We start from the raw sequence: 26,088 nt of genomic DNA, 5'->3' as shown, positions 1-26,088 counted from the left end.
CCGCACCTACACCGAGTCCGAGGTCGCCGCGCTCCTCCGCGAACTCCACGAAGCGGGCCGCCCGTTCGGCATCCAGTGGGGATCGGCCGCCACCAACGGCACCACCGTCGACGGCCGCCTCCTCGTCGACTTCGGCAACGCGCCCGTCTCGACCCTCCTGAACCTCCTCAATATCCTCCGCGACACCGAGAGGCACGCCCGCTCCCAATGAGCAGCTTCCTCGTCGGCACCGCCTTGGCCGTCCTCCTCGCGCTCGCCATCACGACCGTCGTCGTCGGCGTGGTCACGAGCTTGCGCATCGAGGACACCCCGCCCCCGCCGCCCATCACCCGCCACGGCCGCTGGGAACTGCGCCGCCTTCCCGACGGCAGCACCGAGTACGCCTGGATCGCCCGCCAGGCCGGCCACTTCAGCCCCGAGACCAACCCGGCCCCCGACCGGCGGAGCCGTGGCCGCCACCGCATATCCCCTAGCCGTTGACCGCGTGCCTCGTCGGATCGCCCCGACGAGGCACGCGGCCGTCCCCGCGCGGTGACGGGACGAAGGCGTCGTGGTTGGCCTCCTCGCTCGGGTCGAGCGGGGGCCACCGAGAGCACTGCCCGCCAGCCCGAGCGTCCTTGGACGACGGCAGCCTGCGGCTGTGGAGTGGGACGTCGGACCGGCCGACTTCCTGTGCGCGCGGTGGTGCGGGCCCGGAACAGGACGATGCCGGCCTTCGAGAGGAGTCTCGAAGGCCGGCATCACGGCAGCGGAGTCGGGCTCAGCTCACCGAGGAGTAGGCGATGATGCCGCGGCGCAGGCCGTCGACGGCCTTGCGGGCGGTCTTGCGCAGCTCGACGTCCTCGCCCGCCGCGTCCTGGATCTGGCCGAGCACGTCGATCAGTTGCTTGGTCCAGCGGACGAAGTCACCGGCCGGCATGTCGGCGTCGCGCAGCACCTGGTCGAGCGAGTGGCCGAGCGCCCAGCGGTAGGCGGCCCAGGCGAAGCCGAGGTCCGGCTCGCGCTGGCCGACGCCTTCGGCCGTGTTGATCCGGTGCTGCTCCTCCAGGGCGTCGAGGTGGCCCCAGATCCGGACCATCTGGCCGAGCGCCTCCTTGGCCCCGCCCTCGGGCACCCGGGGGGCGGTGGCGTCGTCGGACTGGCGGGACTCGTAGACCAGCGCCGAGGCGCAGGCGGCCAGTTCGGCGGCGGCCAGGCCGTTCCAGACGCCCTCGCGGATGCACTCGGAGGCGAGCAGGTCGAGCTCGCCGTAGAGGCGGCCGAGCCGCCGGCCGTCGTCGGTGACGGTGTCCCCGCTGAGGTAGCCGAGGTCGGTGAGCAGCCCGCAGACCCGGTCGAAGGTGCGGGCGATGGTGTGGGTGCGGGAGCGCATCTTGCGCTCCAGCAGCTCGGTGTCCCGGTGCAGCCGGTGGTAGCGCTCGGACCAGCGGGCGTGGTCCTCGCGCTGGTCGCAGCCGTGGCACGGGTGCTGGCGCAGGACGGTGCGGAGCCGGGTGATCTCCGGGTCGTCGGCGGCGGCCGCGCGGCCCTTGCGGAACCGCTCGGGCTCCAGGTGGCCGGCCTTGGTGCGCAGCGCGGAGGCGAGGTCGCGGCGGGACTGCGGGCTGCGGGGGTTGAAGGACTTGGGGATGCGCACCCGGTCCATGGCGACGACCGGGTGCGGGAAGTCGATCATGGCGAGCCGCTTGACCTGCCGCTCGGCGGTGAGGACCACCGGGCGCGGGCCGTCCTGGAAGTCGGGGTGGCGGGGGCCGCCCCGCGGCGAGCGGACGACCGGCGGCAGGCCCGGGTCGAGGACGAGCGCCAGGCCGGCGAACTTGCCGGTGGGGACGTGGATGACGTCGCCCGGCTTGAGCTGCTCGATCGACTCGACGGCCGCCGCGCGGCGCTGGCTGCTGCCCTCGCGGGCGAGCTCGTTCTCCCGGTCCTTGAGCCGGCGGCGCAGCGCCATGTACTCGTCGAAGTCGCCGAGGTGGCAGGTCATGGACTCGCGGTAGCCGTCCAGGCCCTCCTCGTTGCGCTGGACCTGGCGGGCGATGCCGACCACCGAGCGGTCGGCCTGGAACTGCGCGAAGGACGTCTCCAGCAGCTCGCGGGAGCGGTGCCGGCCGAACTGCGAGACCAGGTTGACGGCCATGTTGTAGGACGGCCGGAACGAGGACTTCAGCGGGTAGGTGCGGGTGCCGGCCAGGCCGGCGAGCGCCTCCGGGTCGAGGCCGCGCTGCCAGAGCACCACGGCGTGGCCCTCGATGTCGATGCCGCGACGGCCGGCCCGGCCGGTGAGCTGGGTGTACTCGCCGGGGGTGATGTCGGCGTGGGTCTCGCCGTTCCACTTGACCAGCTTCTCCATGACCACCGAGCGGGCGGGCATGTTGATGCCGAGCGCCAGGGTCTCGGTCGCGAAGACGGCCTTGACCAGGCCCTTCACGAACAGCTCCTCGACGACCTCCTTGAACCGGGGCAGCATCCCGGCGTGGTGGGCGGCGATGCCGCGCTCCAGCCCGTCCAGCCACTCGAAGTAGCCGAGGACGTGCAGGTCCTCGTCCGGGATGTCGGCGCAGCGCTCCTCGACGATGGCGCGGACCCGGCCGCGGTCGCCCTCCTTGTTGAGCCGCAGGCCGGAGGAGAGGCATTGCTGGACGGCGGCCTCGCAGCCGGCCCGGCTGAAGATGAAGGTGATGGCGGGCAGCAGGCCCTCGGCGTCGAGCCGGTCGATGACGTCGACCCGGCCCGGGGTCCAGATCTTGCCGGGGCGGCCGTTGGGCATGGACCGCCCGCGGCCACGGCCGAACTTGTCGCGGGGGTTGCGGTCCAGCTCCGAACGGGCGAGCCGGACCAGCTCGGGGTTGACGGCCTTGGCCGGGTTGCGCGGGGCGTCCTTGGGGCGGCCGTCGCGGTCCGGGTTGGCGAACAGGTCGTACATCCGGTTCCCGGCCATCACGTGCTGCCAGAGCGGCACGGGGCGGGTCTCGGAGACGATCACCTTTGTGCCGCCGCGCACGGTGTCCAGCCAGTCGCCGAACTCCTCGGCGTTGGAGACGGTGGCGGAGAGGGAGACCAGGGTCACCGACTCGGGGAGGTGGATGATGACCTCCTCCCAGACGGCTCCGCGGAAGCGGTCGGCGAGGTAGTGGACCTCGTCCATCACCACGTAGCCGAGGCCGTCGAGGGTGCTGGAGCCCGCGTAGAGCATGTTGCGGAGCACCTCGGTGGTCATCACCACGACCGGGGCGTCGCCGTTGACGGTGTTGTCACCGGTGAGCAGGCCGACCTTGGCGGCGCCGTAGCGCTTGACCAGGTCGCCGAACTTCTGGTTCGACAGGGCCTTGATCGGCGTGGTGTAGAAGCACTTGCGCCCGCCCTGGAGGGCGAGGTGGACGGCGAACTCGCCGACGATGGTCTTGCCGGAGCCGGTGGGAGCGGCGACCAGGACGCCCTCGCCCGCCTCCAGGGTGCGGCAGGCCTCCAGCTGGAAGTCGTCCAGCGGGAAGTCGTAGAGCTGCTGGAAGCCGTACAGGGCGGTGGCCTGTTCCTTGGCCCGCTGCCGGAAGGCCGCGTACGCCTCGGCGGGGCTGAGGTCCCGGTCGTCGGAGGGCTCGGGCTCAGGGGTGTTCATCGCCGTCCGGGGGTCGTTGGTGTGATCTCGCATCTCAGCGAGAGGTTACCCGGCAGGACTGACATCGATAGCACCGTTTTTCCCGGGCGTCGGATCAGATCTCTCTCACATCCATAGTTGCAAATGTCTTCAAGTGATCGGAAAGTCACCGACTGCGAACGTCTCCGGTCATTCCGGGTGGCAGGCCCTCCGGCCTGCCTACATTCGGTGTCGCGGCCGGCACCCACCGTCCGCATCCACCGGACGCACGGGAGGAACAGACGATGGCGAACCTGGAGACGTCGCTCAAGGAGGCCATGGCGATCGAGGGCGCGATCGGCGTCGCCCTGGTCGACTACGGCAGCGGCATGGCGCTCGGCACCCTCGGCGACGGCGGCGAGCTGGACCTCAACGTCGCCGCGGCCGGGAACACCGACGTGGTCCGGGCCAAGATGCGGGCGATGGAGCTGCTCAACCTGCACGACAACGAGATCGAGGACATCCTGGTCAGCCTCACCAGCCAGTACCACCTGGTCCGCCCGCTCACCACGCAGACCGGCCGGGGGCTCTTCCTCTTCCTCGCGCTCAACCGCAACCGTGCCAACCTGGCGATGGCCCGCCACCAGCTGAAGCGGATCGAGATCTCGCTGGAGATCTGAGGGACCGGAACGGACGGCACCAGGGAGGGATCGCTGTGGCGGTCGCGCTGTACCAGGCCAAGGCCGAGTTCTTCCGGATGCTCGGCCATCCCGTCCGAATCCGGGTACTGGAGCTGCTGCAGGCCGGACCGACGCCCGTCCGCGACCTGCTCGCCGAGCTGGCGGTCGAACCGTCCAGCCTCTCCCAGCAGCTCGCGGTACTGCGCCGGTCCGGCATCGTCACGGCCACCCGCGAGGGCAGCACGGTGGTGTACGCGCTGGCCGGCGGCGACGTGGCCGACCTGCTCCGGGCGGCGCGCCGGATCCTCACGGGTCTGATCTCGGAGCAGAGCGTGCTGCTCGCCGAACTCCGCGCCACCGCGGACCCGCCCACGGACCGGGCGGCGGAGCCCGCGGCGGCGGACCGGGCGGCCGGCGAAGCGGCGGCGGACCGGGCGGCGGCGGACCGGGCGACAACGCCGCCACCGGCCGAGCCCGCCGTGCCCACCGCCCTCGCTCCACGAGCCGCGCCCGCCGAGCCCACCGTGTCCGCCGAACCCACCGCGCCCGCGACGCCCACGGCGCCGGACGGGCCGGTCAGCCCAGCAGCTCCGCCACCCCCGCCGCCAGGACCTCGTACTCGTGCGCCCGGTTGTACACCTGCGCACTGACCCGCATCACCCCGCCGCCCGGCCACGGGCGCGCCACCGTGCGGACGGCGTGCCGCCGCCACATCCCGGCCATCAGCTCCTGCGCCTCCGGGAGCGTCTCGGCCACCCCGGGCGGCAGCCGCAGCGCGCGCATCGACAGACCGGCCGAGACCGGCAGCGGGGTCAGCCCGGCGCGCTCGGCGAGCAGGGCGGCGCCGTACGCGGCGAGCTGCTCGTTGTGCCGACGGACCCGGTCGGCCCCGAGTTCGTGCAGCAGGTCGAGGCCGGCCGGGGCGGCCAGGTACGGCGTGTAGTCGTAGGTGCCGCGCCACTCGACGTTGTGCGGGAAGCCCCGGTAGTCCTCCCAGGAGAGGGCGAGCGAGCGGACCTTGCCGGTCCACTCCGGGCCGACCACCAGGGCGCCGGTGGCGCGCGGGGCGAAGGCCCACTTGTGCAGGTTGCCGAACCAGAAGTCGGCGCCGCCGGGGACCGGGCCGGCCAGCATGCCGGGCTCGTGCGCGGCGTCCACGACGGTGGTCACGCCGTGCCCGCGCAGGGCGGCGAGCAGGTCCGGGGTGGCGATCCGGCGGGCGGTGGGCGAGGTGATGCCGTCGAGCACGGCGAGCACCGTGCGGTCGGTGACCTCGGCCAGGACCGTCTCCCGGACGGCGACGCCGTCCGGGGTGTCCAGCGGCAGGGTGACGGTGCGCAGCTCCGCGCCGGTCTCCTCGGCGCGCCGCCGGACGGCCTGGGTGACCGTGCCGTAGCCGTGGTCGGTGACCAGGATCTGGTCCCCGGGGGCGAGCGGCACGCACGCGAGGGTGACGGCGATCGCGTCGGTCGCGTTGGGGACGAGGGCGAGCCGGTCCGCGTCGGTGCCCAGGGCGGCGGCGATCCGGGTGCGGGCGGCGGCGACCCGCTCGGGCAGGTCGGCGTAGAAGCCGTCCGGGTCGGCCTCCTGCTCCTCGTGGAACCGCCGCTGGATCCGCTGGACCGGGACGGGCACGGAGCCGAAGGAGCCGTGGTTGAGGTGGAGCACCGCCCGGTCCAGTGAGAACAGCTCGTCCGTTCCGGCCAGCGGCTCGGGGGGTCCGACGGTCCGCGAATGCTCGGTCACTGCGTCTCCTCCTGATATACGCATCAATGTGGTGTGTGACATTTCACATGTCGCCCTACTGGCCCGCGAGGCCGCCGCACGGCGACCATCGGGCGGTGACCATCACCGACCCCTACCTCTCCCTCAGCGCCCGGACCGGCCGCTTCGGCTTCGGTGCCCCGCGAGCGATCTCGCTCAACCAGGACGGTACCCGGCTCCTGCTGCTCCGCTCCAGCGGTCCCGAGGACCCGGTCGACCGGCTCCACCTCCTCGACCTGACCACCGGCGAGGAGCGCGAGGTCGCCGACCCCACCGCGCTCGCCCCCGACCGCACCGGCGACCGGGACGACCTCCCGGCCGTCGAACGCCGGCTGCGCGAACGGACCCGGCTCGTCGCCGCCGGCATCGGCACCTACGCGGCCACCGCCGACCTGGCCGTCGCCGCCTTCGCCCTGGACGGCCGACTCTTCCGCACCGACACCGCCACCGGCCTGACGGTCGAACTCCCCACCGCCGGGCCCGCCTTCGATCCCCGCCCCGAGCCCCGCGCCGGCGAACGCGTCGCCTACGTCGCCGACGACGCGCTCTACGTCACCGCCGCGCCCGGGCAGCCGCCCGCGCCGCTCCGGCTCAGCCCGGCCGACGGCGCCCGCTGGGGCGTCGCCGAGTTCGCCGCCGCCGAGGAGCTGGGCCGCGCCCGCGGCCACTGGTGGCGCCCCGACGGCGGCGCCGTCCTCGCCGCCCGGGTGGACGAGTCCGCCCTGCCCGCGGTCCACTTCGCCGACCCGGCCCGGCCGACCCGCGAGCCCGAGCAGTTCGCCTACCCGCAGGCAGGCGGCCCCAACGCCGACGTCCAGCTCTGGGTGCTCGGCCTCGACGGCGCCCGCACCCGCCTGGACTGGGACGCCGAGGCCTTCCCGTACGTCTGCGCCGCCGGGTGGGACGGCGAGGACGAGCTGCTGCTCACCGTCGCCGACCGGCTCCAGCAGCACGTCCTGCTGCTGAGCGCCGACCCGGCCACCGGCACCACCCGCGAACTCTCCCGCACCAGCGACGAGTTCTGGGTCGACGACCTGCCCGGCACACCCGCCCGGCTGGCCGACGGCCGGCTGCTCACCGTGCACGACACCCCCGGGGCCCGCGGCCTCGCGCTCGACGGCAAGCCGCTGGACACCACCGGCCTGCAGATCCGCCGGGTGGTCGGCCGGCTGGGCGGCCGGCTGCTCTGCGAGACCGGCGAGGGCGACCCGTACGACCAGCACGTCCACCTGGTCGACCCGGACGGCGGGGCGCCCGAGCGGCTCTCCGACGGCCCGGGCACGCACTCCGCACTGGCCGCCGGCGAGACCGTCCTGCTCACCACGGCCGGGCCGGACGGCATCCGTCGCCGCACCCTCGGCCCCGGCGGCGGGCTCACCCTCGACGACCGCTGCGCCGCGCTGCCGTTCCGCGTCGAGCCGCAGCTCGCCCGGGTCACCGAACGCCGGCTGCCCAGCGCCGTGGTGTACCCGCGCGACCACGTCCCCGGCCGGCGGCTGCCGGTGCTGCTCGACGTCTACGGCGGGCCCGGCTACCAGGCGGTGGCCAACGAACCGCGCCGCTGGCAGCTCAAGCAGTGGTGGGCCGACCAGGGCTTCGCGGTGGTCACCACCGACAACGGCGGCACCCCGTTCGTCTCCCCCGACTTCTCCCGGACGATCTTCCGCCGGTTCTCCCAGGTGGCCCTGGACGACCAGGTGGACGCGCTGCACGCACTCGCCGAGCTCCACCCCGACCTCGACCTCGCCCGGGTCGGCGTCCGCGGCTGGTCGTACGGCGGCTACTTCGCGGCGCTGGCCGTGCTGCGCCGCCCGGACGTCTTCCACGCCGCCTGTGCGGGCGCGCCGCCCACCGACTTCCGCCACTACGACACCGCGTACACCGAGCGCTACCTCGGTCTGCCCCGGGAGAACCCGGACGGCTACGCGGCGGACTGCCTGGTGGACGACGCGCCCGGGCTCAGCCGCCCCCTGCTGCTGATCCACGGCCTGGCCGACGACAACGTGCACCCCTCGCACACCCTGCTGCTCTCCCAGGCCCTCACCCGGGCGGGCCGACCGCACAACCTGCTCGCCCTCCCGGGCATCACCCACATGACCCCGGGCGGGGTCAACGAGCAGCTGTCCCAAGCCGAACTCGCCTTCCTGCAGCAGGCACTGGGGCTTCAGTAGGCACGGCGCCGAGGTCCTCCACGGGATCCGCGGCGGCAACGGCGTGCGCGACCGGGCCTTCCCCGCGTCACACCGCCGGCGCCGTCCGCGGCCGCCCGTCGCCCCCCGGGGCGGCCAACGGGGCGGCCAACGGGGCGTCCAACGGTGCCTCCGCAGGCGCGTCCAACGGGCGGCTCGGCAGCTCGCGGCGGAGCACCGGGGCGATCTCGGAGAAGAAGAGCTCCAGGGTGCCGAGGTAGTCGGCGCGGTCGAGCACCTCGCCGTCCACGTGCAGGTGCAGCAGCTCGTGGCCGAAGTGCGCGTGCTGACCCAGCACCTTCTCGATGATCTGCTGCGGGCTGCCGACCAGCACCGAGCCGTGCTCGATCAGGTCCTCGACCTCGTCGAACCGGAGCGAGCTGCCGTCGAAGGCCCGGTTGACCTTCAACCGGGCCTCGAAGACCGGGCGGTAGCGCGCGACGGCCTCCTGCGAGGTGCGGGCCCCGAAGTAGCCGGCCGTTCCCGCGCCGACCAGGGCGCGGGCCGGATCGTGCCCGTACGCCGCCCAGCGCTCCCGGTAGTGCCGCACGATCTCGGCGTACGGGCCGATCGGGCCCGCGCCGTTGGGCGAGAAGACCGGGTCCCCGTGGCGGGCCGCGAAGTCGGCGGAATCCGGGTTGTGCCCGGCTCCGTGCCAGATCCGGATCTCGGGCTGGTACGGGCGGGGCAGCGGCTCGGCGTCCTCCAGCGAGCGGCCGAGCCGGCCCTCCCAGGTCACCTTCTCCTCACGCCAGAGGGTGCGGAACAGCCGGTAGTTCTCCTGGAGGAGCTCCCACTGGTTCTCCTTGGTCACGCCGAACAGCCGGGAGGATCGCGGGTAGGCGCCCTTGGCCACGATCAGGTCGAGCCGCCCCTCGGCGAGGTTGTCCAGGGTGGCGTAGTCCTCGTAGGCGCGCAGCGGGTCGAGCATGCCGAGCGTGGTGACGGCGGTGAAGAGCCGGATCCGCGAGGTCACGGCGGCGATGTGGGAGAGCAGGACGGGCGGCGCGCTGGAGACGGCGGGGCGGTCGTGGCGCTCGCCGATGCCGTAGGCGTCGAACCCCACCTCCTCGGCGAAGACGGCGTAGTCGACGAGCTCGCGGAGCTGTTCACGGTCCGACGTGGACTGGTCGGGGACGTGGGGCAGGAGCAGGAAGCGCATGGCGGTCCCCCCGGGGTGCCATCGGGTTGATGTGTCAACCCCAGCATGGGCGCACCGGGTTGACGCGTCAACCCGCTCCCGGGGGTTCAGCCGGCCGGGTCCTCGCCCTTCAGCCGGGCCAGCAGTACGGCGGATATCCCGACCAGCGCTTCCTGCTGACGTCCGGTCAGGGGGTCGGTCAGCCAGCGGCGGATGTGCGCCGCCCGGCGCGGCAGGGCAGCGGCGACGGCGGCCCGGCCGTGCTCGGTGAGCGCGATGACGGCGCCACGCTCACCGTCCGGACAGGACTCGCGGGCGACCAGGTCACGGCCGGCCATCCTGTTCAGGTGGTGGTGCAGCCTGCTCTTCTCGAACTGGGTGACGCCGCCGAGCCGGTACTGCCGCAGCCGGCCGTCCGGGGCGGCCAGCAGCGCCTGGAGGATGGCGAGGTCCGGCTCGGAGAGGCCGGTCTCCTGCTGCAACTGCTGGGCGAGGCGGCGCCAGAACAGCACCTGGGTCTCGAAGAAGCCGTTCCAGACCTCGTCCTCGCGCTCGTCCAGCCACTCCGCCCGCTCACCCATGTGGCAGATGCTACCGACCCGCCCGATCCGCCGGAGGGCCCTGCCGACATCTTCCGTGTGACCCATGACATGTGAAATATTACCTGCGCTTCACCAGATCACCCACCGTCCGGAAAGGACCGGTCAGTTGCGCAGACTGTCCGCGGTACTCGCGGCCGCGCTCACCACGAGCGCGATAGCGGCCACGCTTCTCGGCTCCCCAGCCCAGGCCGCTCCCCCCGCCCCCTCCCTCACCATCGCCGCCGAGGCCGACAGCGCCGAGGCCGGCGGCGCCGAGGCCCCGTCCGGCCCGCTCGCACCCCAGGAGCGCGAGCGCCAGTCGCTCCGCACCAAGGCCCTGGAGCAGGTCAACAAGGGCGTCGCGGCGAAGACCTCGGACCGGCGGGCCCCCGCCAAGGTCCGGATCGGCAACGACTACGTCCAGCTCGCGCAGCAGCGCAAGGACAAGGTCTTCGTGATCCTCGCCCAGTTCGGCGACGACGTCGACACCACCACCCAGCACAACGGCCAGCCCCGCTACGGCGGCACCCCCGGCCCGCGGCACAACACCATCCCGAAGCCCGGCAAGAGCGACAACCACACGCTCTGGACCGAGGACTTCAGCCGCGACTACTACCAGAAGATGTTCTTCGACGACTCGCCCGGCGCGGTCTCGATGCGCAACTACTACCGCACCCAGTCCTCCGGCCGGTACGACATCGAGGGCACCGTCAGCAACTGGGTCACCCTCCCGTACAACGAGGCCCGGTACGGCAGCAACAAGGGCCCGCAGGGCTCCGGTGCCTGGACCCAGGGCCAGGAGTTCATCCGGGACGCGGTCAAGGCCTGGTACGACGGCCAGATCGCCAAGGGCAGGCCGGCCGCCGCCATCAAGGCCGAACTGGCCCAGTACGACGTCTACGACCGCTACGACCACGACAAGAACGGCGAGTTCAGCCAGCCCGACGGCTACCTCGACAACGTGATCGTCGTGCACGCCGGCGTCGACGAGACCTGGGGCGGCGGCACGCAGGGCGCCGACGCGCTCTGGGCGCACCGCAGTTGGACCTTCCCGGACCCGGCCGGCCAGGTCGGCCCGGTGGGCAACAAGATCGGCGGCGCCCCGGTCGGCGACAGCGGCCTGTTCGTCTACGACTACGTCCAGGCCGGCGAGAACAGCGGAGTGGGCCTGTTCGCCCACGAGTTCGGCCACAACCTCGGCCTGCCCGACCTGTACAGCACCTCCGGCGGCGACAACAGCGTCAACTTCTGGTCACTGATGTCCTCCGGCTCGTACCTGGGCAAGGGCAAGAACACCACCGGCGGCTACCCCGGTGACCTCGACGCCTGGAGCAAGCTGCAGTTCGGCTGGCTCAACTACGACGAGGCGCAGGCCGCCACCCGCTCCAGCCACGCGCTCGGCGTCAGCGGCTACAACACCGACCAGGCCCAGGCCGTCCTGGTCCACCTGCCGGACGGCACCACCAGCACGGACCTCGCCGACCCGCGCGAGGGCTCCAAGCAGTGGTGGAGCGACACCGGCGACAACCTGGACAACGCGCTGGCCCGCGAGGTCGACCTGCGCGCGGTGACCGGCCCGGCCGCCCTCGACGCGGCGGTCTGGTACGACATCGAGCAGGACTACGACTTCCTCGCGGTCGAGGCCTCCACCGACGGCGGCAAGAGCTGGAAGTCCCTCGGCGGCACCGTGGACGGCGCCCCGATCGGCAACACCACCGCCAACACCCCGGGCCTGAGCGGCACGTCCGGCGCGTTCCGGCAGCTGCACATCCCGCTCGACGGCTACGCCGGGCAGAACGTCCGGCTGCGCTTCCACGTCACCTCGGACGGCAACACGCACGGCAAGGGCGTGCTGGTCGACGCGGTGAAGATCACCGCCGGCGGCACCGAACTGTTCGCCGACGGCGCCGAGAACGGCCTCAACGGCTGGACCGCCACCGGCTTCGAGGTGGTCACCGGCCGCACCGCCGTGAAGCAGCACCCGCGGGCCTACCTCGTCGAGAACCGCCGGTACACCGGCTACGGTGCCTTCCTCAAGACCGGCCCGTACAACTTCGGCTACACCGGCGTCGAGGGCAAGAAGGACATCGTCGACACCTACTCCTACCAGGAGGGCGTGCTCATCTGGCTCTGGGACACCGGGTACGGCGACAACAACACCAAGGACCACCCGGGCGGCGGCCTGATCCTGCCGATCGACGCCCACCCGACACCGATCCGCTTCGCCGACGGCACCCTGGTCAACGGCCGCGCCCAGACCTACGACGCGACCTTCTCGCTCAAGCCGACCACCGCGTTCACGCTGCACAAGGCCGGCGTCCCGGTCCGGATCGGCTCCAAGCCGGCCGTCCCGGCGTTCAACGACCGGACCGGCGTCTACAGCGACCCGGCCACCCCGCAGCTCGGGGTGAAGGTCCCGGACACCAACACCAAGATCGAGGTGGTCCGCGAGTCCCAGGGCGGGAAGATCACCACTGTCCGGGTGAGCCCGGCGTCCTGACCCCGGCGCTCTGACGCCGGCCCCGCGAAGGACAGGTAGCAGGTAGGCCGCCCCGGCCCTCCCCCACACGGAGGACCGGGGCGGCTCCGCGCGTGACCTACCGCGCCTTCCGAAGGCTCATTGCGGCGGTGAGCACACCGAACACGGTGAGCCCGCCGAGACCGAAGATCATGTACCGGGCCGCGTCCAGCCGCGAGTCACCGCCGACGCTCACCAGCGTGCCGGCCAGGGCCGAGCTCACCGAGTAGGCGATCAGCTGGGTGGTGTTGAGGCCCGCGGCGGCCTTGGAGCCCTCCACCTCGTCGTCGGTGCTGCGCATCGCCGAGACGCTCAGGTGCGGGAAGGCGATGCCGATGCCCGTACCGCCGACGATCAGCACGGCGGCCCAGAGCAGGATCCGGCCGGTCGACGCCGAATCGGTCTGGAGCAGCCCGTACGCCAGCAGCCCGGCCGTGAGCACCGCCGGGCCGATCCGGATCGCCAGCTCGCGGGCCCGGGCCGAATCCATGTTCACGCTGAACAGCTGGGCGGACGTCCAGCCGGCCGACACCGTCGCCCCGAGGAACCCGGCCGCCAGCGGGCTCAGCCCGCCCAACTCCTGCCCGAACAGCGGGATGAAGGTCTCGGTCATCACGCCGGCGCAGTACACCGCGACGGTCAGGTAGATCCACTTCAGGTGGTTGCCCCGCCGGTAGGTCAGCTTGGGCAGGACGGTCGCCGAACCGCCGCGCTCGACCAGCACGAAGCCGGCCAGCAGCACCAGGCCGGCGCCGATGCAGAGCGCCGTCGCCCAGCCGCGCGGCACCGTCGAACTGATGCTGAACGTGGCCGCCGACAGGGTCAGCAGCACCAGCGAGGGCAGCGGCAGCGGCTCGGTGTGCTGCCCCGTACCGGACGGCCCCGGCAGCGAGCGGCGGGCCAGGACCGCCAGGACCAGCGCGGCGACCAGCAGCAGCAGGTACGCCCCGCGCCAGATCCCCAGCTCCGCGAAGAGCCCCCCGAGTGAGGGCCCGACCAGCGTGCCCACACCCCACATGGCCGAGACCAGGCCGGCCGCACGGGTCCAGAGCCGCTCGGGCAGCGCGGTGCGGATGACCGCGTAGCCGAGACCGGCCACCAGCCCGCCGCCGAAGCCCTGGACCACCCGCCCGACGATCAGCGTCTCCATCGAGGGGCTCGCCGCGGTCAGCGCCGCACCGGCCCCGAAGACCAGGAACCCGGCCAGGTAGGCGCGGGAGGCACCCAGCCGCGCCAGCAGCCGGCTGACCAGCATCGCGGCGATCACGGCGGCCATCAGGAAGCCGGTGGCGACCCAGGCGTAGTACTTGGCGCCCCCGATGTCCTCGACGATCGAGGGCAGCAGGGCGGCCGTGAAGTAGAGGTTCATCGCGTACAGGGCGACGCCGCCTGCGAGGATCGACGCCGAGGCGGCGAATCGCCGGGAGAACAGTTCACCCCACCCGCCGGAGGAATCCGGCGGCCCTGCCTCCGGCGGGTAATCGCCCTGGTCGGAGGGGGCGGAGGCGGTCGGTGCATGCGAGGAGTCGGTCACGCTTCGGTACGCTAGTAGTTCAAGAGAACTTGAAGTCAAGGACGCGATATGCGCAGCACCGCCGAAAGCTCCCCGTGATCCCCGCGACCCCGGCAGCTTCCGCGAGCCCCGCAGCCCCCGCGGCTGCGGAGACCGGCCCGGCCCCCGCAGCCGGCGCGACCCGGCGGCCGGGCGACCTGCTGAGCGTGGGCGAGGTGGCCCGTCGGGCCGGCGTGGCGCCCTCGGCCGTGCGGTTCTACGAGGACCAGGGGCTGATCGCCTCCGAACGGTCCGCCGGCAACCAGCGCCGCTACCACCGGCACGTGCTGCGCCGGCTCTCGCTGATCCTGGTCGCCAAGCGGCTCGGCATCCCGCTGGCCGAGGTGGCCGAGGTCTTCGGGGGCCTGCCGGCCGACCGGATGCCCGACAAGCGCGACTGGGAGCGGATCTCCCGGCGCTGGGCGGCCCTGCTCACGGCGCGGCGGCGGGAGATCGAGCGGCTGGAGCAGGAGCTGACGGGCTGCATCGGCTGCGGCTGCCTCTCGCTGCGCCGCTGCCGGGTGCTCAACCCGCAGGACTCGCTCGGCACCGACGGACCGGGCCCGCGGCGCCTGCTCGACGACGAGTTCGACCCGGACGACCCGGACGACCCCGATGATCCCGACGGCCTCGGCGACCTCGCAGGCCCCGGCGGCCCCGACGGTCCTGCGTTCGGCCCCGCAGGCTCGGGCGATCCCTGCGGCGCGGGCCTGCCGGACGACGCCGACGGGCCCGACGGATCCGCCGATCCCGTCGGGCCCGAGGGCGCCGGTACCGGTCCCGACGAGCGGTGACCGGCGTGGACCCGGTCGGGCGCGGCCCTCGTGAGGTTCCCCGCCGCGCCCGACCGGGGGCATGACGCGCGAGGGCGGAACCCTCGCGCAAGTGGTGCCGTACCGTCCTCCGTGGGGGTCGGACGGTACGGCGGCTTCGATCGGCCGGACGGCGCACGGCGGCGCCTCCGGCCCGGCCCCGGAGGCCGGCTCAGTTCTCCGGGAAGTGGCAGGCCGCCTCGCGTCCGCCGGTTCCGGCGATCTGCAGCAGCGGACGTTCGGTCCGGCAGATCTCCTGGGCCTTCGGGCAGCGCGGGTGGAAGCTGCACCCGGGCGGCGGGTCGGCCGGGCTCGGCGGGTCGCCGAGCAGCACGATCCGCTCGCGCGCCCGCTCCGCCGCCGGATCCGGCAGCGGGACGGCGGAGAGCAGCGCCTTGGTGTACGGGTGCGCCGGGTTGCCGTAGACCTGCTGCTTGTCGCCGATCTCGACGATCCGGCCGAGGTACATCACCGCGACCCGGTCGCAGACGCGCTTGACCACCGAGAGGTCGTGCGCGATGAAGATGTACGCCAGCCCCAGCTCCTTCTGGAGCCGCTCCATCAGGTTGACCACCTGGGCCTGGATGGAGACGTCCAGCGCGGAGACCGGCTCGTCGGCGACCACCAGGCGGGGCGAGGTGGCCAGCGAGCGGGCGATGCCGATCCGCTGGGCCTGGCCGCCGGAGAACTCGTGCGGGTAGCGGTCCAGGTGCTCGGGGATGAGCCCGACCAGTTCCATCAGCTCGCCGGCGCGCTTGCGCGCGTCGGCCGCGCCGGTGCCCTGCACCAGCAGCGGCTCGGAGATGATCCGGGCCACCGTCTGCCGGGGGTTGAGCGAGGAGTACGGGTCCTGGAACACCATCTGCAGCTCCCGCCGGTGCGGGCGGAGCTGGGCCTGGCTCAGGGCGCCGATCTCGGTGCCGTCGAAGGTCACGGTGCCGGAGGTCGGATCGGCCAGCCGGACGATCATGCGCCCGGTGGTGGACTTGCCGCACCCGGACTCACCGACCAGGCCGAGGGTCTCGCCCGCGCCGACGTCGAAGCTGACCCCGTCCACGGCGCGGATCGGCGCACCGGGCCGGCCGGTACGGGTACGCCGACCCGGGAAGGTCTTGACGAGATCCCGGACGGACAGCAAGGGCTCGGTCATCCGAGGACTCCTTCCGGCACCAGCGGCAGATGGCAGGCGGCCTGGTGGCCGGTGGCGAGCGGCCCGAACTCCGGGCGCTCGGACAGGCAGCGGCTGTGTTCCTCGGCGGTGGCGGCGGCGGTGCGGGCGCAGCGCGGGGCGAAGGAGCAGCCGGGGGCGGGGGCGATCAGCGACGGCGGGCTGCCGGGGATCGCCCGCAGCGGTGCGTCGTCGGTGTCGTCGAGGCGGGGCAGCGAGTCGAGCAGCCCTCGGGTGTACGGGTGCGCGGGGGTGCCGAACAGCCGGTCCACGGGGGCCTGTTCGGCGGCCCGGCCGCCGTACATGACCATGACCTCGTGGGCGACCCGGGCGACCACGCCGAGGTCGTGGGTGATCATCACGACGCCGAGGCCGCGTTCCTGCTGGATCCGGGCGATCAGGTCGAGGATCTGGGCCTGGACGGTGACGTCGAGGGCCGTGGTGGGCTCGTCGGCGATCAGCAGCTCCGGTTCGCAGGCGAGCGCCATGGCGATCATCACGCGCTGGCGCATGCCACCGGAGAACTGGTGCGGGTACTCGTCGACCCGGCGGGCCGGTTCGGGGATGCCGACCTCGGTGAGCATCTCGATCGCGCGCTGCCGGCCGGCCTTGCGGGAGGCCTTGAAGTGCACCCGGTAGTGCTCGGCGATCTGCTCGCCGACCGTGTAGAAGGGGTGCAGGCTGGAGAGCGGGTCCTGGAAGATCATGGCGATCCGCCGGCCCCGGACGGTGCCGAATTCCTTCTCGCCGAGGCCGTTGAGCTCCTGGCCGTTCAGCCGGATCGAGCCGGTGACGCTGGCGCCGCGGTGCAGGCCCATGACGGCGAGCGAGGTGACGGACTTGCCGCTGCCGGACTCGCCGACCAGGCCGAGGGTCCTCCCCGCCTCGACGGCGAAGCTGATGCCGTCGACGGCCCGGACGATGCCGCGCGGGGTGTTGAACGCGACCCTGAGGTCGTCAACCTCCAGAAGACCGGTCATCAGTACCTCACTCTCGGGTCGACGTACGCGTAGAGCACGTCGACCAGCAGGTTCGCGACCACGATGAAGAAGGCCGCGAGCAGGGTGACGCCGAGGATGATGGGCTGGTCGGAGCGGAGCAGGCCGTCGTAGAAGAGCCGTCCGACGCCGGGCAGGCCGAAGATGGACTCGGTGATGACGGCTCCGGCCAGCAGGCCGCCGAGGTCCATGCCGAAGATCGTGAGGATCGGCGTCATGCCGGAGCGCAGCCCGTGCTTGACGGTGACGGTCCGGGCCGGCAGGCCCTTGGCGCGGGCCGTGCGGATGTACGGCTCGGCCATGGTCTCGATCATCGAGTTGCGGCTCTGCCGGGCGTACATGGCCGCGTTGAGCAGGGCCAGGGCGATCCACGGCAGCAGCAGGTTGGAGGCCCAGTCGAGAGGGCCGTCGGTGAACTGGTGGTACGCCGGGTAGGGCAGCAGGCCGGCGGTCCGGACGACGCCCCAGATCAGCATGATCGACGTGAAGTAGACCGGCAGCGAGGCGGTTCCGACCGAGAGCACCATCAGGGCGCGGTCGGCGAGGCTGCCCTTGCGCAGGGCCGAGGTGACACCGGCGCCGAGGCCGAGGGCCAGCCAGAGCACGGACGCGCCGAGGGCGAGCGAGACGGAGACCGGCAGGCGGTCGACGAGCAGGTCCCAGACCGGCAGCGAGTACTCGTAGGAGTAGCCGAGGCACGGGAATCCGCAGTGGACGGCGCTCGGGCCGCTGCCGTAGTCGCGGCCGGCCACGATGCCGGAGAGGTAGGAGCCGAACTGTTCCCAGATCGGGGCGTCGAGGCCCATCGCGGCCTTGACCTCGGCGAGCCGCTCGGGGCTGCAGGTCTTGCCGCAGGCGGCCGCGGCCGGGTCGTTGGGCAGCAGGTAGAAGATGGTGAAGGTGATGGCGCAGATGGTCAGCAGGATGCCGGCCACGCCGATCAACCGGCGGCCGAAGTAGAGGATCACGACCTGCCTCCCCGGGGGTCGAGGATGTCCCGCAGCGCGTCGCCGAGCAGGGTGAAGGCGAGCACGGCGGTGAAGAGGAAGGCCGTCGGGATCAGGAAGTACGTCGGGTCGATCTCGTAGTGGACGATGGACTCGGCGATCATCTGGCCCCAGGAGGCCGTGGGCGGGCGGACGCCGACGCCGAGGTAGGAGAGCGCGGCCTCGGTGGCGATCATGCCGGGGATCAGCAGCGTGGTGTACGCGATGATCGGGCCGGAGACGTTCGGCAGGATCTCCCGGGTCAGGATGCGCCAGGAGCGTGCGCCGCCGACCTTGGCGGCCTCGACGTACTCGCGGTGCTTGAGCGAGAGGGTCTGGCCGCGGACCACCCGGGCGATGCCGGGCCAGCCGAACATGCCGATCACCACGGTCATCAGCAGGATCCGGTTGACGTCCTTGGCCACCGACATCATCGCGATCATGAAGATCAGCGACGGGAACGACATCGTGAGGTCCATCAACCGGGACAGCACCGTGTCGACGCGGCCGCCGAAGTAGCCGGCCGCGATGCCGGCGAGGGTGCCGGCGACCACGACCAGGGCGGTGGCGGTGAAGGCGATCAGCAGCGAGACCTGGCCGCCGTGCAGGACGCGCGCGAACAGGTCGCGGCCGGTGACCGGTTCGACGCCGAACCAGTGCCGGGCGCCGATGCCGCCGAAGTCACCGATGGGCACGCCGCCCATGTACGGGTCGATGGCCCGCTTGTCGAACTCCTCGGGGGACCAGCCGCCGAGGGCACTCAGTGGACTGGCCAGGGCTGCCAGCAGCAGCAGGACCCCGACCGTGATCAGGCCGAACCGGGCCGCGCCGCGGGCCCAGAGCTGGTCCCAGACCAGCCGCCAGGGCCCGCGCCCGGCCTTCGCGGGGCCCGCCGCCGCGACGGGCGCGGCAGCGGGCTCAGTGGAAGTACTACTCATCGCGAACGGTCCCTCAGCCCTGGCTCTTCGCGGGGTCCTTGAGACCGATCACGGCCATGTCGATCATGCCTGCGTAGCCGGAGTTGCCGAACGCGCCGGCCACGTTGGTGCCGACCAGCAGGGGGCGACGCTGCCACATCAGCGGGATGGCCGGGGCCTTCTTCATCAGGTCCTCGTCCAGCTGCGACCAGGCCTTGTTGGCCTCGTTGACGTCCGTCATGGCCGCGATCTGGTCCATCCGGTCCATCGTGGCCTGGTCACGGAACTGGCTGTAGTTGCCCTGGTTGCCCTTCTCCTTGATGGTCCGGCCGTCGAAGAGGAACGGGAAGAAGGTCGCGGCGGACGGGTAGTCCGGGCACCAGCCCTGGATCAGCAGGTCGGGGGCGTTCTTGATGTCGCCGACCGTGTCGGCGAAGGCCGACGGGTCGACGGTGTTGACGGTGACCTGGATGCCGGACTTGGTCAGCGACTGCTGGAGGGCCTCGCCGCGGGTCTTGTCACCGAGCGAGACGGTGAGCGAGAGCTTGAGGTCGGTCTTGCCGGCCGCCTTCAGCAGCTCCTTGGCCTTCTCCGGGTCTCCGGTGGCCGGGATCTTCAGCGGGTCGGCCTTGGTGCCGCCGTTCAGCGACGGCGGCAGGAAGGAGGTGGCGACGTCGGCCATCGCGGGGCCGCCGAACGCGGTGACCTGGCTCTCCCGGTCGACGGCGTACATCATCGCCTCGCGGACCCTCGGGTCGTCGAAGGGCGCCTTGGAGGTGTTCAGGTAGAGGCTGTCGGTACAACCCGTGCGCTCGGCCACCATGCGGGCCTTGACGTCCGGCTTGGGCAGCACCTTCGGCACGGACTCGGGGCGCATCCACGGCATCTCGATGGCGGAGGCGTCGGCGCCGTCGCTGGCGATGATCCGGTCGTCGGCCTGGCCGCCCTTGAGGCCCTGGGTCACCACGATCTTGTCCGGATAGGCCTTGCGGACCGTGTCGCTGGCGGCGTCCCAGTTGGTGTTGCGGACCAGCACCAGCTGCTTGCCGCGGTCGTAGCTCTCGATCTTGTACGGGCCGGAGGAGAACGGGCGGATGTCGTACTGGGTGCCCTTCTCCTGGGCCTGCGGCACCGGGGAGAAGGTCGGCAGGGTCGCGGTGTAGGCGAACTCGGCGACCGAGCGCTTGAGGCGGAAGACGATGGTCTTGTCGTCCGGCGTCTCGATGCTCGGCAGGTGCTCGCCGGTCAGCGGGCCCTTGTAGTTCTCGCCGCCGGCGAGGTACTGGACGGCGTAGTCGGGGCCGCCGGTGAGGTCGGGGGAGAACGAGCGCTCGACGTTGTACTTGATGTCGGCGGACTTGATCGGGGTGCCGTCCTCGTACTTGAGGCCGTCCTTCAGGGTGAAGGTCCAGGTCTTGCCGCCGTCGGAGGGGCGGCCGGTGTCCGTGGCGAGGTCCGGGACGATCTCGTTGCCGGCGGCACCCGGCTCGGCCTTGAAGGTGACCAGGGTGCGGTAGATCAGGCGGGTGCCGAAGTCCATGTGCGGCAGCACCCAGTTGCGGGCCGGGTCGAGGTGGGCGAAGTCCTGGTTGGTCAGCACCGTGAGGGTGCCGCCCTTGACCGGCGAGCCGCCGATGATCGTGCCGGACTCGGCGCCCGGACCCTTGGTGGAGCTCGGCGCGGCGTCACCGCCGGTGTCGCTCTTGTCCTTGGCACAGGCCCCGAGGCCGAGGGTCATTGTCGCCGCGATGGCCGCCGCGAGGGCAGCCTGGGTACGCCTGGTCATGTGCAACTCCGCTGTGGGGGGCCAACCGTGACCGGCCCGTCGTCCGCCCCGGGGTGATCCGGGGTCCTGCCGGGAGGGCGACCTCAAGGGGTCTAGCCGCTCCTCGGTGTGACCCGTAACATAGTAATGTGAAATTGCACTGCACAAGAGGTGACGCGACCCGTTACCGAGCTGTGTCCGTGCCGCCCCCGCGCCCCGATCGCCCGAAGCCCGACCCGCAAGGGCCTTGATCAGGGAAATCCCGTTCCAGGAAGCCCGCTTAGGAGTACCCCCGGTGACCCTCCGTCAGACCGGCCTCAACACCGGCAGCCACGACCTCCCCGTCTCCCCCGCCCTCGACGCCTTCATGGGCACCTCCTGGGCCCCCACCCCGCTCCCCGCCGCGAACCGGGTCCCCGCCCACGCCGCGCTGCCGGGCCGCCACGCCCGGCTCTCCGCCGCCTTCCCCGGCGAGCGGCTGATCGTTCCGGCCGGCCGGCTCAAGGTCCGCAGCAACGACGTCGACTACCGGTTCCGCCCGCACAGCGCCTACGCCTGGCTCACCGGCCTCGCCGGCGAGGACCAGGTCGGCCACGTCCTCGTCCTCGAACCGACCGGTCCCGACGGCCACGAGCCCGTCCTCTACCTGCGCCCCCGCTCCCCCCGCGGCGGCGACCCGGTCCGCGGCGCCGAGTTCTACCGCGACCGCCGCTACGGCGAGTTCTGGGTCGGCCGCCGCCCCGACCTCGACGAGGCCGCCCGGCTCACCGGCATCCGCGCCGAACACCTCGACGACCTCGACAAGCTCCTCGCCGGCCCCCAGCCCGCCACCCGCGTGCTCGCCGGCATCGACAGCGAACTCGACACCGCCGCCGGCCGCCCCGGCGCCGCCGCCCGGGCCGAGAACGACGCCACCCTGGCCGCCGTCCTCTCCGAGCTGCGCCTGGTCAAGGACGCCTGGGAGGTCGAGCAGCTCCAGCTCTCCGTCGACCACACCGTGCTCGGCTTCCAGGACGTCGTCCGCGCACTGCCCGACGCACTGCGCCACCACCGCGGCGAGCGCTGGATCGAGGGCGTCTTCAACCTGCGCGCCCGCGCCGAGGGCAACGGCATCGGCTACGACACCATCGCCGCCACCGGGGCGCACGCCTGCGTCCTGCACTGGATCCGCAACGACGGCGCCATCGACCCGAACGCGCTGCTGCTCCTCGACGCCGGCGTGGAGACCGACACCCTCTACACCGCCGACATCACCCGCACCCTCCCGCTCAACGGCACCTTCAGCCCGGTCCAGCGCCAGGCCTACGAGCTCGTCCTCGCCGCCCAGAGCGCCGGCATCGCCGCGCTGCGCCCCGGCGCCCGGTTCCGCGACTTCCACCACGCCGCCATGCGGGTCATCGCCGAAGGCCTCGCCGACTGGGGCGTGCTGCGCGTCTCCGCCGAGGAGGCCCTCGCCGAGGACAGCGGCCTCTACCGCCGCTACACCCTCTGCGGGACCGGCCACATGCTCGGCCTCGACGTCCACGACTGCGCGAAGGCCCGGGCCGAGACCTACCTCGACGGCGTCCTGGAGGAGGGCCACGTCCTCACCGTCGAGCCCGGCCTCTACCTCCAGCCCGACGACGAGACCCTCCCCCTGGAGCTGCGCGGTCTCGGCATCCGGATCGAGGACGACCTCGTCATCACCGCCGACGGCGCCCGCCTGATGTCCGGCGTCCTGCCCCGCTCCGTCGCCGGCATCGAGTCCTGGATGGCCGACCTCCTCGCCTGATCCCGGGCGGGCCGACCGGCCCGCCCCGTGGCAGGGGGCCCTCAGGCGACCTTGATCGTCCGATCCCCCTGCCGCACCGTGCCCTCGACCTCCCCGCCGATCTCGGCGGCGTACGCGCGGAGGTTCTCCAGGCTGTCCACCTGCCCGTGGAGGTGCCGCTCGGATTCCTCCGCCGACCCCCGGCGGGGGACGGCATGTCCGCTGCCGCACGCCCCGGTGGTGCGCTCATATCCGGTGGGATGATCGGCCGCATGAGTGGAGCCGGTACGGAGATGCTGTCGCCCGCGGAGGCGGTGGCGCGGTCGGGGTTCAGCCTCGACACGCTGCGGTACTACGAGAAGATCGGGCTGCTGGACGCCGTACAGCGCGACCGCACCGGGCGGCGGCTGTTCAGCGAGCACGACCTCGCCTGGCTCGGCATGCTGCGGTGCCTGAGGGACACCGGCATGCCCATCGCCGGCATGCTCCGCTTCACCGAACTCGCACGCAGCGGGGACCTCACGGTCGCCGAGCGGCTCGCCGTGCTGGAGGAGCACGACGCCCGGGTCGAGGAGCAGATCGCCCATCTGCGACGGCAGCAGGGCCGCATCCGGGCCAAGATCGGCCACTACCGCGCGGTGCTCAGCGACCCGCGGCCCGAGCCCGCTCCCACAGCTCCTTGACGAGCTCCGCCGCCGGCCCGCCGCGCGCCGCCCGGTGGCCCGTCCCGGCCCACAGGTGCATCGCCGCGGTGTCCCCCCGGCGGGTCGCCGCCGCGCGCAGCGGCTGCGTCAGGTGGTGCACCTCCGGGTAGGCGGCCGGCGCGTACGGCTCGTACCGGTCGATGAACGCGTTGCGCAGGCCGCGTGCCGGGCGCCCGGTGAACGACCGGGTCACCACCGTTTCCTCGAACTCCGCCAGCGCCGACCGGTGCGCCTCCGACGCCCCGGACTCGTCCGCGCACAGCATCGCCGTCCCGAGCTGGACGGCCACCGCGCCGGCCCGCAGCGCGCCCGCGACGGCCGGGCCGTCGGCCAGCCCGCCGGCGGCGATCAGCGGCAGTCCGGTCACCGCCCGGACGCCGGCCAGCAGTTCGAGCAGCGGCCGGTCCCCCGGGCGGTCCGCCACCCGGTGGGTCGCCCGGTGCCCGCCGGCCTCCGGACCCTGGACGCAGAGCGCGTCCATCCCGACCGCCTCGGCCCGCCGGGCCTCCTCGGGGGTGGTCACCGTGCCGACCTGGAAACTCCCCGCGGCCCGCAGCGCCCGCGCCTCCTCGGCGGAGGGCAGCCCGAAGGTGTAGGAGACCACCGGGGCGGGCCCGGCGAGCAGCGCGGCGATCTTGGCGTCCCAGTCGTCCCGGTCGGGCGCGATCGTCTCCGGCAGCGTCACGCCGTGCCGTTCGGCCTCCGGCCGGAGCCGGTCCCGGTAGGCCGCGACGGCCGCCGGGTCGCCCGGCTCCGCGGGCACGAAGAGGTTGACGCCGAACGGCCGGTCCGTCGTCTCCCGTACCCGGTGGATCTGTTCGAGCATCGCGGCGGCGCTCCGGTACCCGGCGGCCAGGAAGCCGAGCCCGCCGGCGCCGTTCACCGCGGCGACCAGCTCCGGTGTGGACGCCCCGCCCGCCATCGGCGCGGCGATCACGGGCACGGCGAGTCGGTCGAGTGCGTCGAGTCGGACGGCCATCCGGAGGTCCTCCACCGAGGTGTCGCTAAGCGGTTCGAACAGCCACCACCCTACGCCCCAGCGGTCTACGGCCCCCGGCGGATCAGTCCCCCGGCCCGCGCCGCCCGTACCGCGGCCGTGCGCGACTCGACCCCCAACTTGGTGTAGACGTGCACCAGGTGCGACTTCACCGTGGCCTGGCTGAGGTGCAGCTCCCGGCTGATCTGCTGGTTGGTCAGCCCGTCCGCGACCAGCCCCAGCACCTCCGTCTCGCGGACGCTCAACGCCGCCGCCGGCGTCCGCATCCGTTCCAGCAGCCGGTCCGCCACCGTGGCCGCCAGCGCCGACCGCCCGGCCGCCGCGGACCGGACCGCCCGGGCCAGCTCCTCCGGCGGCGCGTCCTTCAGCAGGTAGCCGGTGGCCCCGGCCTCCAGCGCCGGCAGGGTGTCCGCGTCGGTGTCGTACGTGGTGACGACCAGGACCCGCGGCGCCCCCGCGCCCCGGGCGGTGATCGCCGCGGTGGCCTGGGCCCCGTTCATCGCCGAGCCGGCCCCGAACTGCAGGTCCATCAGCACCACGTCGACACCCGGGTCCGCCGCCAGTTCGACGGCCCGCTCGGCGGTGGCCGCCTCCGCGACGATCACGAAGCCCGGCTCGCTCTCCAGGACGGCCCGCAGGCCGGCCCGGACCACCGGGTGGTCGTCGGCGATCAGCAGGCCGATCGTGCCGTCGGTCATGCGGACTCCTCCGGGGTGGCAGCGGGCACCGGCAACAGTACGGCGAGCGCCGTGCCCTCGCCCGGCGCCGACTCCACCGCGAAGGTCCCGCCGAGCGAACGGGCCCGGGCCCGCATGGACGGCAGCCCGAACCCGCGGTCGCCGTCGCCCGGACCGGCCTCGGCCAGGGCCTCCGGGTCGAACCCCGCCCCGTCGTCCACCACGTCCAGCGCGACCTCTCCCGGCGTGAAGCCGAGCGTCATCTCCGCATGGGTCGCCCCGGCGTGCCGCACCGTGTTGCCGAGCGCCGACTGCGCGATCCGCAGCAGCGCCACCTCGTGCGGCACGGGCAGCCGGACCCGTTCCCCGGAGACGTGCAGCCGCACGGGCAGTCCGCTGCGCACCGACGTCGTGGCGCAGAGCCGCTCCAGCGCGTCGGGCAGCGAGCCGCTCTCCAGGTCGGGCGGGGTGAGGGCGCGGACGAAGCGGCGCGCCTCGGCGAGGTTGTCCTGGGCGGCCTGCCGGGCCTGCTCCACGTACTCGGCGACGGCCCCGGTCCGCTCCGGCAGCGCCCGCTGCGCGGCCCGGAGCAGCAACTGGATGCTGGTGAGGCTCTGCGCGAGGGTGTCGTGGATCTCCCGGGCGAGCCGCTCGCGTTCGGCGAGGACGCCGGCCGCGTGGTGGGCGGCGGCGAGGTCGGCGCGGGCCGCGGTGAGCTCGTCGATGAGCCGGCGGCGTTCCTCGCTCTCCCGGTAGAGCGCCTGGTAGCCGAGGACGGTGGCGACGGCGACGGCGGCCCCCAGCAACGGCCCGATCGCGGCGGCGACGCTGACGGTGTGCTCGTGCGCCGAGTACGCGGTGATGGCGGCGACGGCGGTGAGCAGCACCGCGGCCGGTCCGGCCCGGCGTCCGAGCAGGTGCAGTTCCAGGAAGTACAGCGGGAAGGCCACCCAGACCCCGTCCGGGGTGGCGACGAGGACACCCGCCCAGGTGACGCCGAGCAGGGCCAGCCAGAGCACGGAGGCCCGGCGGGAGCGGCGGACGGCGCCGATCAGCGGTCCGGCCGCGTAGACGGCGGCCATCGCGGTGGCGGCGGAGGTGACGGCCGCGAGGTCACCGCCCCGGCCGACCGCGGCCCGCGCGACGGCCAGCGCCAGCAGGCCCGCCACCGACAGGTGCAGGCAGACCTGGAGCATGCGGGCGACGGGGGTGGTTCGTGGTCGTTCGGTCGCCATCCGTCCAGCGTAGGGTCCTCGGCCGCATCCGGCATCAATCAAAGGGTTGAGCTCCGCCGCGGCCCTTCGATGCGGAGGTT

At 73.1% G+C, this 26,088-nt stretch carries 21 protein-coding genes and 1 pseudogene; 9 read left to right on the top strand and 13 right to left on the bottom strand.

What is annotated here, in order from left to right:
- Together PUR61_RS02260 and PUR61_RS02255 are read left to right on the top strand one after the other, a co-directional pair.
- The coding region (locus PUR61_RS02260) for a hypothetical protein (protein ID WP_329875038.1) at positions 1 to 211 on the top strand (211 nt) is incomplete at its 5' end.
- Positions 208 to 480 (top strand): hypothetical protein, encoded by a 273-nt coding sequence (locus PUR61_RS02255; RefSeq protein WP_329875035.1) that lies wholly within the window; start codon positions 208 to 210, stop codon positions 478 to 480. The genes PUR61_RS02260 and PUR61_RS02255, both read left to right, overlap by 4 nt.
- Before the next feature lie 280 nt (positions 481 to 760).
- On the opposite strand, the gene PUR61_RS02250 is transcribed toward PUR61_RS02255, so the two are convergent.
- Positions 761 to 3,616: a DEAD/DEAH box helicase gene (locus PUR61_RS02250; protein WP_329875046.1), complete on the bottom strand. Its 2,856-nt coding sequence runs from the start codon at positions 3,614 to 3,616 to the stop codon at positions 761 to 763.
- A gap of 263 nt (positions 3,617 to 3,879) precedes the next feature.
- On the opposite strand from PUR61_RS02250, the gene PUR61_RS02245 reads away from it, so the two are divergent.
- On the top strand, positions 3,880 to 4,254 hold the full coding sequence (locus tag PUR61_RS02245) for a hypothetical protein (protein WP_329875033.1): 375 nt from the start codon (positions 3,880 to 3,882) through the stop codon (positions 4,252 to 4,254).
- Between the two features lie 35 nt (positions 4,255 to 4,289).
- A pseudogene (locus PUR61_RS02240) lies at positions 4,290 to 4,622 on the top strand (ArsR/SmtB family transcription factor); the annotation flags it as partial.
- A gap of 208 nt (positions 4,623 to 4,830) precedes the next feature.
- On the opposite strand, the gene PUR61_RS02235 reads toward PUR61_RS02240, so the two are convergent.
- Positions 4,831 to 6,000 (bottom strand): aminotransferase class V-fold PLP-dependent enzyme, encoded by a 1,170-nt coding sequence (locus PUR61_RS02235; RefSeq protein WP_329875031.1) that lies wholly within the window; start codon positions 5,998 to 6,000, stop codon positions 4,831 to 4,833.
- Positions 6,001 to 6,095: 95 nt separating this feature from the next.
- Between PUR61_RS02235 and PUR61_RS02230 the strand changes: the two genes are divergently transcribed.
- Positions 6,096 to 8,189: a S9 family peptidase gene (locus tag PUR61_RS02230; protein ID WP_329875029.1), complete on the top strand. Its 2,094-nt coding sequence runs from the start codon at positions 6,096 to 6,098 to the stop codon at positions 8,187 to 8,189.
- A 67-nt stretch (positions 8,190 to 8,256) separates the two neighbouring features.
- Here PUR61_RS02230 and PUR61_RS02225 read toward each other — a convergent pair whose 3' ends face one another.
- A complete protein-coding gene (locus PUR61_RS02225) occupies positions 8,257 to 9,369 on the bottom strand; it encodes an LLM class flavin-dependent oxidoreductase (RefSeq protein ID WP_329875027.1) in 1,113 nt (370 codons plus the stop codon).
- An 86-nt stretch (positions 9,370 to 9,455) separates the two neighbouring features.
- On the bottom strand, positions 9,456 to 9,929 hold the full coding sequence (locus PUR61_RS02220) for a MarR family winged helix-turn-helix transcriptional regulator (RefSeq protein WP_329875025.1): 474 nt from the start codon (positions 9,927 to 9,929) through the stop codon (positions 9,456 to 9,458).
- A gap of 127 nt (positions 9,930 to 10,056) precedes the next feature.
- Between PUR61_RS02220 and PUR61_RS02215 the strand changes: the two genes are divergently transcribed.
- Positions 10,057 to 12,429, top strand: coding sequence for an immune inhibitor A domain-containing protein (locus tag PUR61_RS02215; protein WP_329875023.1), 2,373 nt, complete (start codon positions 10,057 to 10,059; stop codon positions 12,427 to 12,429).
- 97 nt (positions 12,430 to 12,526) lie between these two features.
- On the opposite strand, the gene PUR61_RS02210 is transcribed toward PUR61_RS02215, so the two are convergent.
- On the bottom strand, positions 12,527 to 13,981 hold the full coding sequence (locus PUR61_RS02210) for an MFS transporter (protein WP_329875021.1): 1,455 nt from the start codon (positions 13,979 to 13,981) through the stop codon (positions 12,527 to 12,529).
- Between the two features lie 74 nt (positions 13,982 to 14,055).
- On the opposite strand from PUR61_RS02210, the gene soxR reads away from it, so the two are divergent.
- A complete protein-coding gene (gene soxR / locus PUR61_RS02205) occupies positions 14,056 to 14,793 on the top strand; it encodes a redox-sensitive transcriptional activator SoxR (RefSeq protein ID WP_329875019.1) in 738 nt (245 codons plus the stop codon).
- Between the two features lie 190 nt (positions 14,794 to 14,983).
- On the opposite strand, the gene PUR61_RS02200 is transcribed toward soxR, so the two are convergent.
- From PUR61_RS02200 to PUR61_RS02180, 5 genes are read right to left on the bottom strand one after another with little or no spacing between them, the layout of a single operon-like run.
- On the bottom strand, positions 14,984 to 15,961 hold the full coding sequence (locus tag PUR61_RS02200) for an ABC transporter ATP-binding protein (protein WP_329875017.1): 978 nt from the start codon (positions 15,959 to 15,961) through the stop codon (positions 14,984 to 14,986).
- Positions 15,958 to 16,959: an ABC transporter ATP-binding protein gene (locus PUR61_RS02195; protein WP_329875015.1), complete on the bottom strand. Its 1,002-nt coding sequence runs from the start codon at positions 16,957 to 16,959 to the stop codon at positions 15,958 to 15,960. The genes PUR61_RS02200 and PUR61_RS02195 overlap by 4 nt, the downstream gene beginning before the upstream one ends.
- Entirely contained in the window at positions 16,959 to 17,945 is a 987-nt protein-coding gene (locus tag PUR61_RS02190; RefSeq protein ID WP_329875013.1) for an ABC transporter permease, read from the bottom strand. The genes PUR61_RS02195 and PUR61_RS02190 overlap by 1 nt, the downstream gene beginning before the upstream one ends.
- Positions 17,942 to 18,901, bottom strand: coding sequence for an ABC transporter permease (locus PUR61_RS02185; protein ID WP_329875011.1), 960 nt, complete (start codon positions 18,899 to 18,901; stop codon positions 17,942 to 17,944). The genes PUR61_RS02190 and PUR61_RS02185 overlap by 4 nt, the downstream gene beginning before the upstream one ends.
- 13 nt (positions 18,902 to 18,914) lie before the next feature.
- The gene (locus PUR61_RS02180; protein WP_329875009.1) at positions 18,915 to 20,666 is read right to left on the bottom strand and encodes an ABC transporter substrate-binding protein; all 1,752 of its coding nucleotides are present in this window, start codon (positions 20,664 to 20,666) and stop codon (positions 18,915 to 18,917) included.
- A 238-nt stretch (positions 20,667 to 20,904) separates the two neighbouring features.
- Between PUR61_RS02180 and PUR61_RS02175 the strand changes: the two genes are divergently transcribed.
- Positions 20,905 to 22,416 carry an aminopeptidase P family protein gene (locus PUR61_RS02175; protein ID WP_443035110.1) on the top strand — a complete coding sequence of 504 codons (1,512 nt, stop codon included), beginning with the start codon at positions 20,905 to 20,907 and terminating at the stop codon, positions 22,414 to 22,416.
- Positions 22,417 to 22,667: 251 nt separating this feature from the next.
- Positions 22,668 to 23,078 carry a MerR family transcriptional regulator gene (locus PUR61_RS02170; protein WP_329875005.1) on the top strand — a complete coding sequence of 137 codons (411 nt, stop codon included), beginning with the start codon at positions 22,668 to 22,670 and terminating at the stop codon, positions 23,076 to 23,078.
- On the opposite strand, the gene PUR61_RS02165 is transcribed toward PUR61_RS02170, so the two are convergent.
- The 3 genes from PUR61_RS02165 to PUR61_RS02155 all read right to left on the bottom strand — a co-directional run bounded on the left by PUR61_RS02165 (position 23,038) and on the right by PUR61_RS02155 (position 26,008).
- Complete coding sequence (locus PUR61_RS02165) at positions 23,038 to 24,078, bottom strand: nitronate monooxygenase (protein ID WP_329875003.1); 1,041 nt, start codon at positions 24,076 to 24,078, stop codon at positions 23,038 to 23,040. The two genes, PUR61_RS02170 and PUR61_RS02165, sit on opposite strands and share 41 nt — an antisense overlap.
- Before the next feature lie 65 nt (positions 24,079 to 24,143).
- A complete protein-coding gene (locus PUR61_RS02160) occupies positions 24,144 to 24,794 on the bottom strand; it encodes a response regulator transcription factor (RefSeq protein WP_329875001.1) in 651 nt (216 codons plus the stop codon).
- Positions 24,791 to 26,008, bottom strand: a complete 1,218-nt coding sequence (locus tag PUR61_RS02155) for a sensor histidine kinase (protein ID WP_329874999.1) — start codon at positions 26,006 to 26,008, stop codon at positions 24,791 to 24,793. The genes PUR61_RS02160 and PUR61_RS02155 overlap by 4 nt, the downstream gene beginning before the upstream one ends.
- Positions 26,009 to 26,088: the final 80 nt, after the last annotated feature.

Source organism: Streptomyces sp. BE20, assembly GCF_036322525.1.
In the GTDB taxonomy this organism is placed as follows: domain Bacteria; phylum Actinomycetota; class Actinomycetes; order Streptomycetales; family Streptomycetaceae; genus Kitasatospora.
The sequence above is the reverse complement of the archived record's forward strand: the minus strand, read 5'-3'. Positions and strand labels throughout refer to the sequence as shown.

What these genes read in the sequence shown, in the direction of transcription:
- PUR61_RS02250 (WP_329875046.1), bottom strand. Translation starts at nt 3,616, where the DNA reads ATGAACACCCCTGAGCCCGAGCCCTCCGACGACCGGGACCTCAGCCCC.
- PUR61_RS02255 (WP_329875035.1), top strand. Translation starts at nt 208, where the DNA reads ATGAGCAGCTTCCTCGTCGGCACCGCCTTGGCCGTCCTCCTCGCGCTC.
- PUR61_RS02160 (WP_329875001.1), bottom strand. Translation starts at nt 24,794, where the DNA reads ATGACCGACGGCACGATCGGCCTGCTGATCGCCGACGACCACCCGGTG.
- PUR61_RS02170 (WP_329875005.1), top strand. Translation starts at nt 22,668, where the DNA reads ATGAGTGGAGCCGGTACGGAGATGCTGTCGCCCGCGGAGGCGGTGGCG.
- PUR61_RS02200 (WP_329875017.1), bottom strand. Translation starts at nt 15,961, where the DNA reads ATGACCGAGCCCTTGCTGTCCGTCCGGGATCTCGTCAAGACCTTCCCG.
- PUR61_RS02195 (WP_329875015.1), bottom strand. Translation starts at nt 16,959, where the DNA reads ATGACCGGTCTTCTGGAGGTTGACGACCTCAGGGTCGCGTTCAACACC.
- PUR61_RS02165 (WP_329875003.1), bottom strand. Translation starts at nt 24,078, where the DNA reads ATGGCCGTCCGACTCGACGCACTCGACCGACTCGCCGTGCCCGTGATC.
- PUR61_RS02180 (WP_329875009.1), bottom strand. Translation starts at nt 20,666, where the DNA reads ATGACCAGGCGTACCCAGGCTGCCCTCGCGGCGGCCATCGCGGCGACA.
- PUR61_RS02185 (WP_329875011.1), bottom strand. Translation starts at nt 18,901, where the DNA reads ATGAGTAGTACTTCCACTGAGCCCGCTGCCGCGCCCGTCGCGGCGGCG.
- PUR61_RS02220 (WP_329875025.1), bottom strand. Translation starts at nt 9,929, where the DNA reads ATGGGTGAGCGGGCGGAGTGGCTGGACGAGCGCGAGGACGAGGTCTGG.
- PUR61_RS02225 (WP_329875027.1), bottom strand. Translation starts at nt 9,369, where the DNA reads ATGCGCTTCCTGCTCCTGCCCCACGTCCCCGACCAGTCCACGTCGGAC.
- PUR61_RS02155 (WP_329874999.1), bottom strand. Translation starts at nt 26,008, where the DNA reads ATGGCGACCGAACGACCACGAACCACCCCCGTCGCCCGCATGCTCCAG.
- PUR61_RS02245 (WP_329875033.1), top strand. Translation starts at nt 3,880, where the DNA reads ATGGCGAACCTGGAGACGTCGCTCAAGGAGGCCATGGCGATCGAGGGC.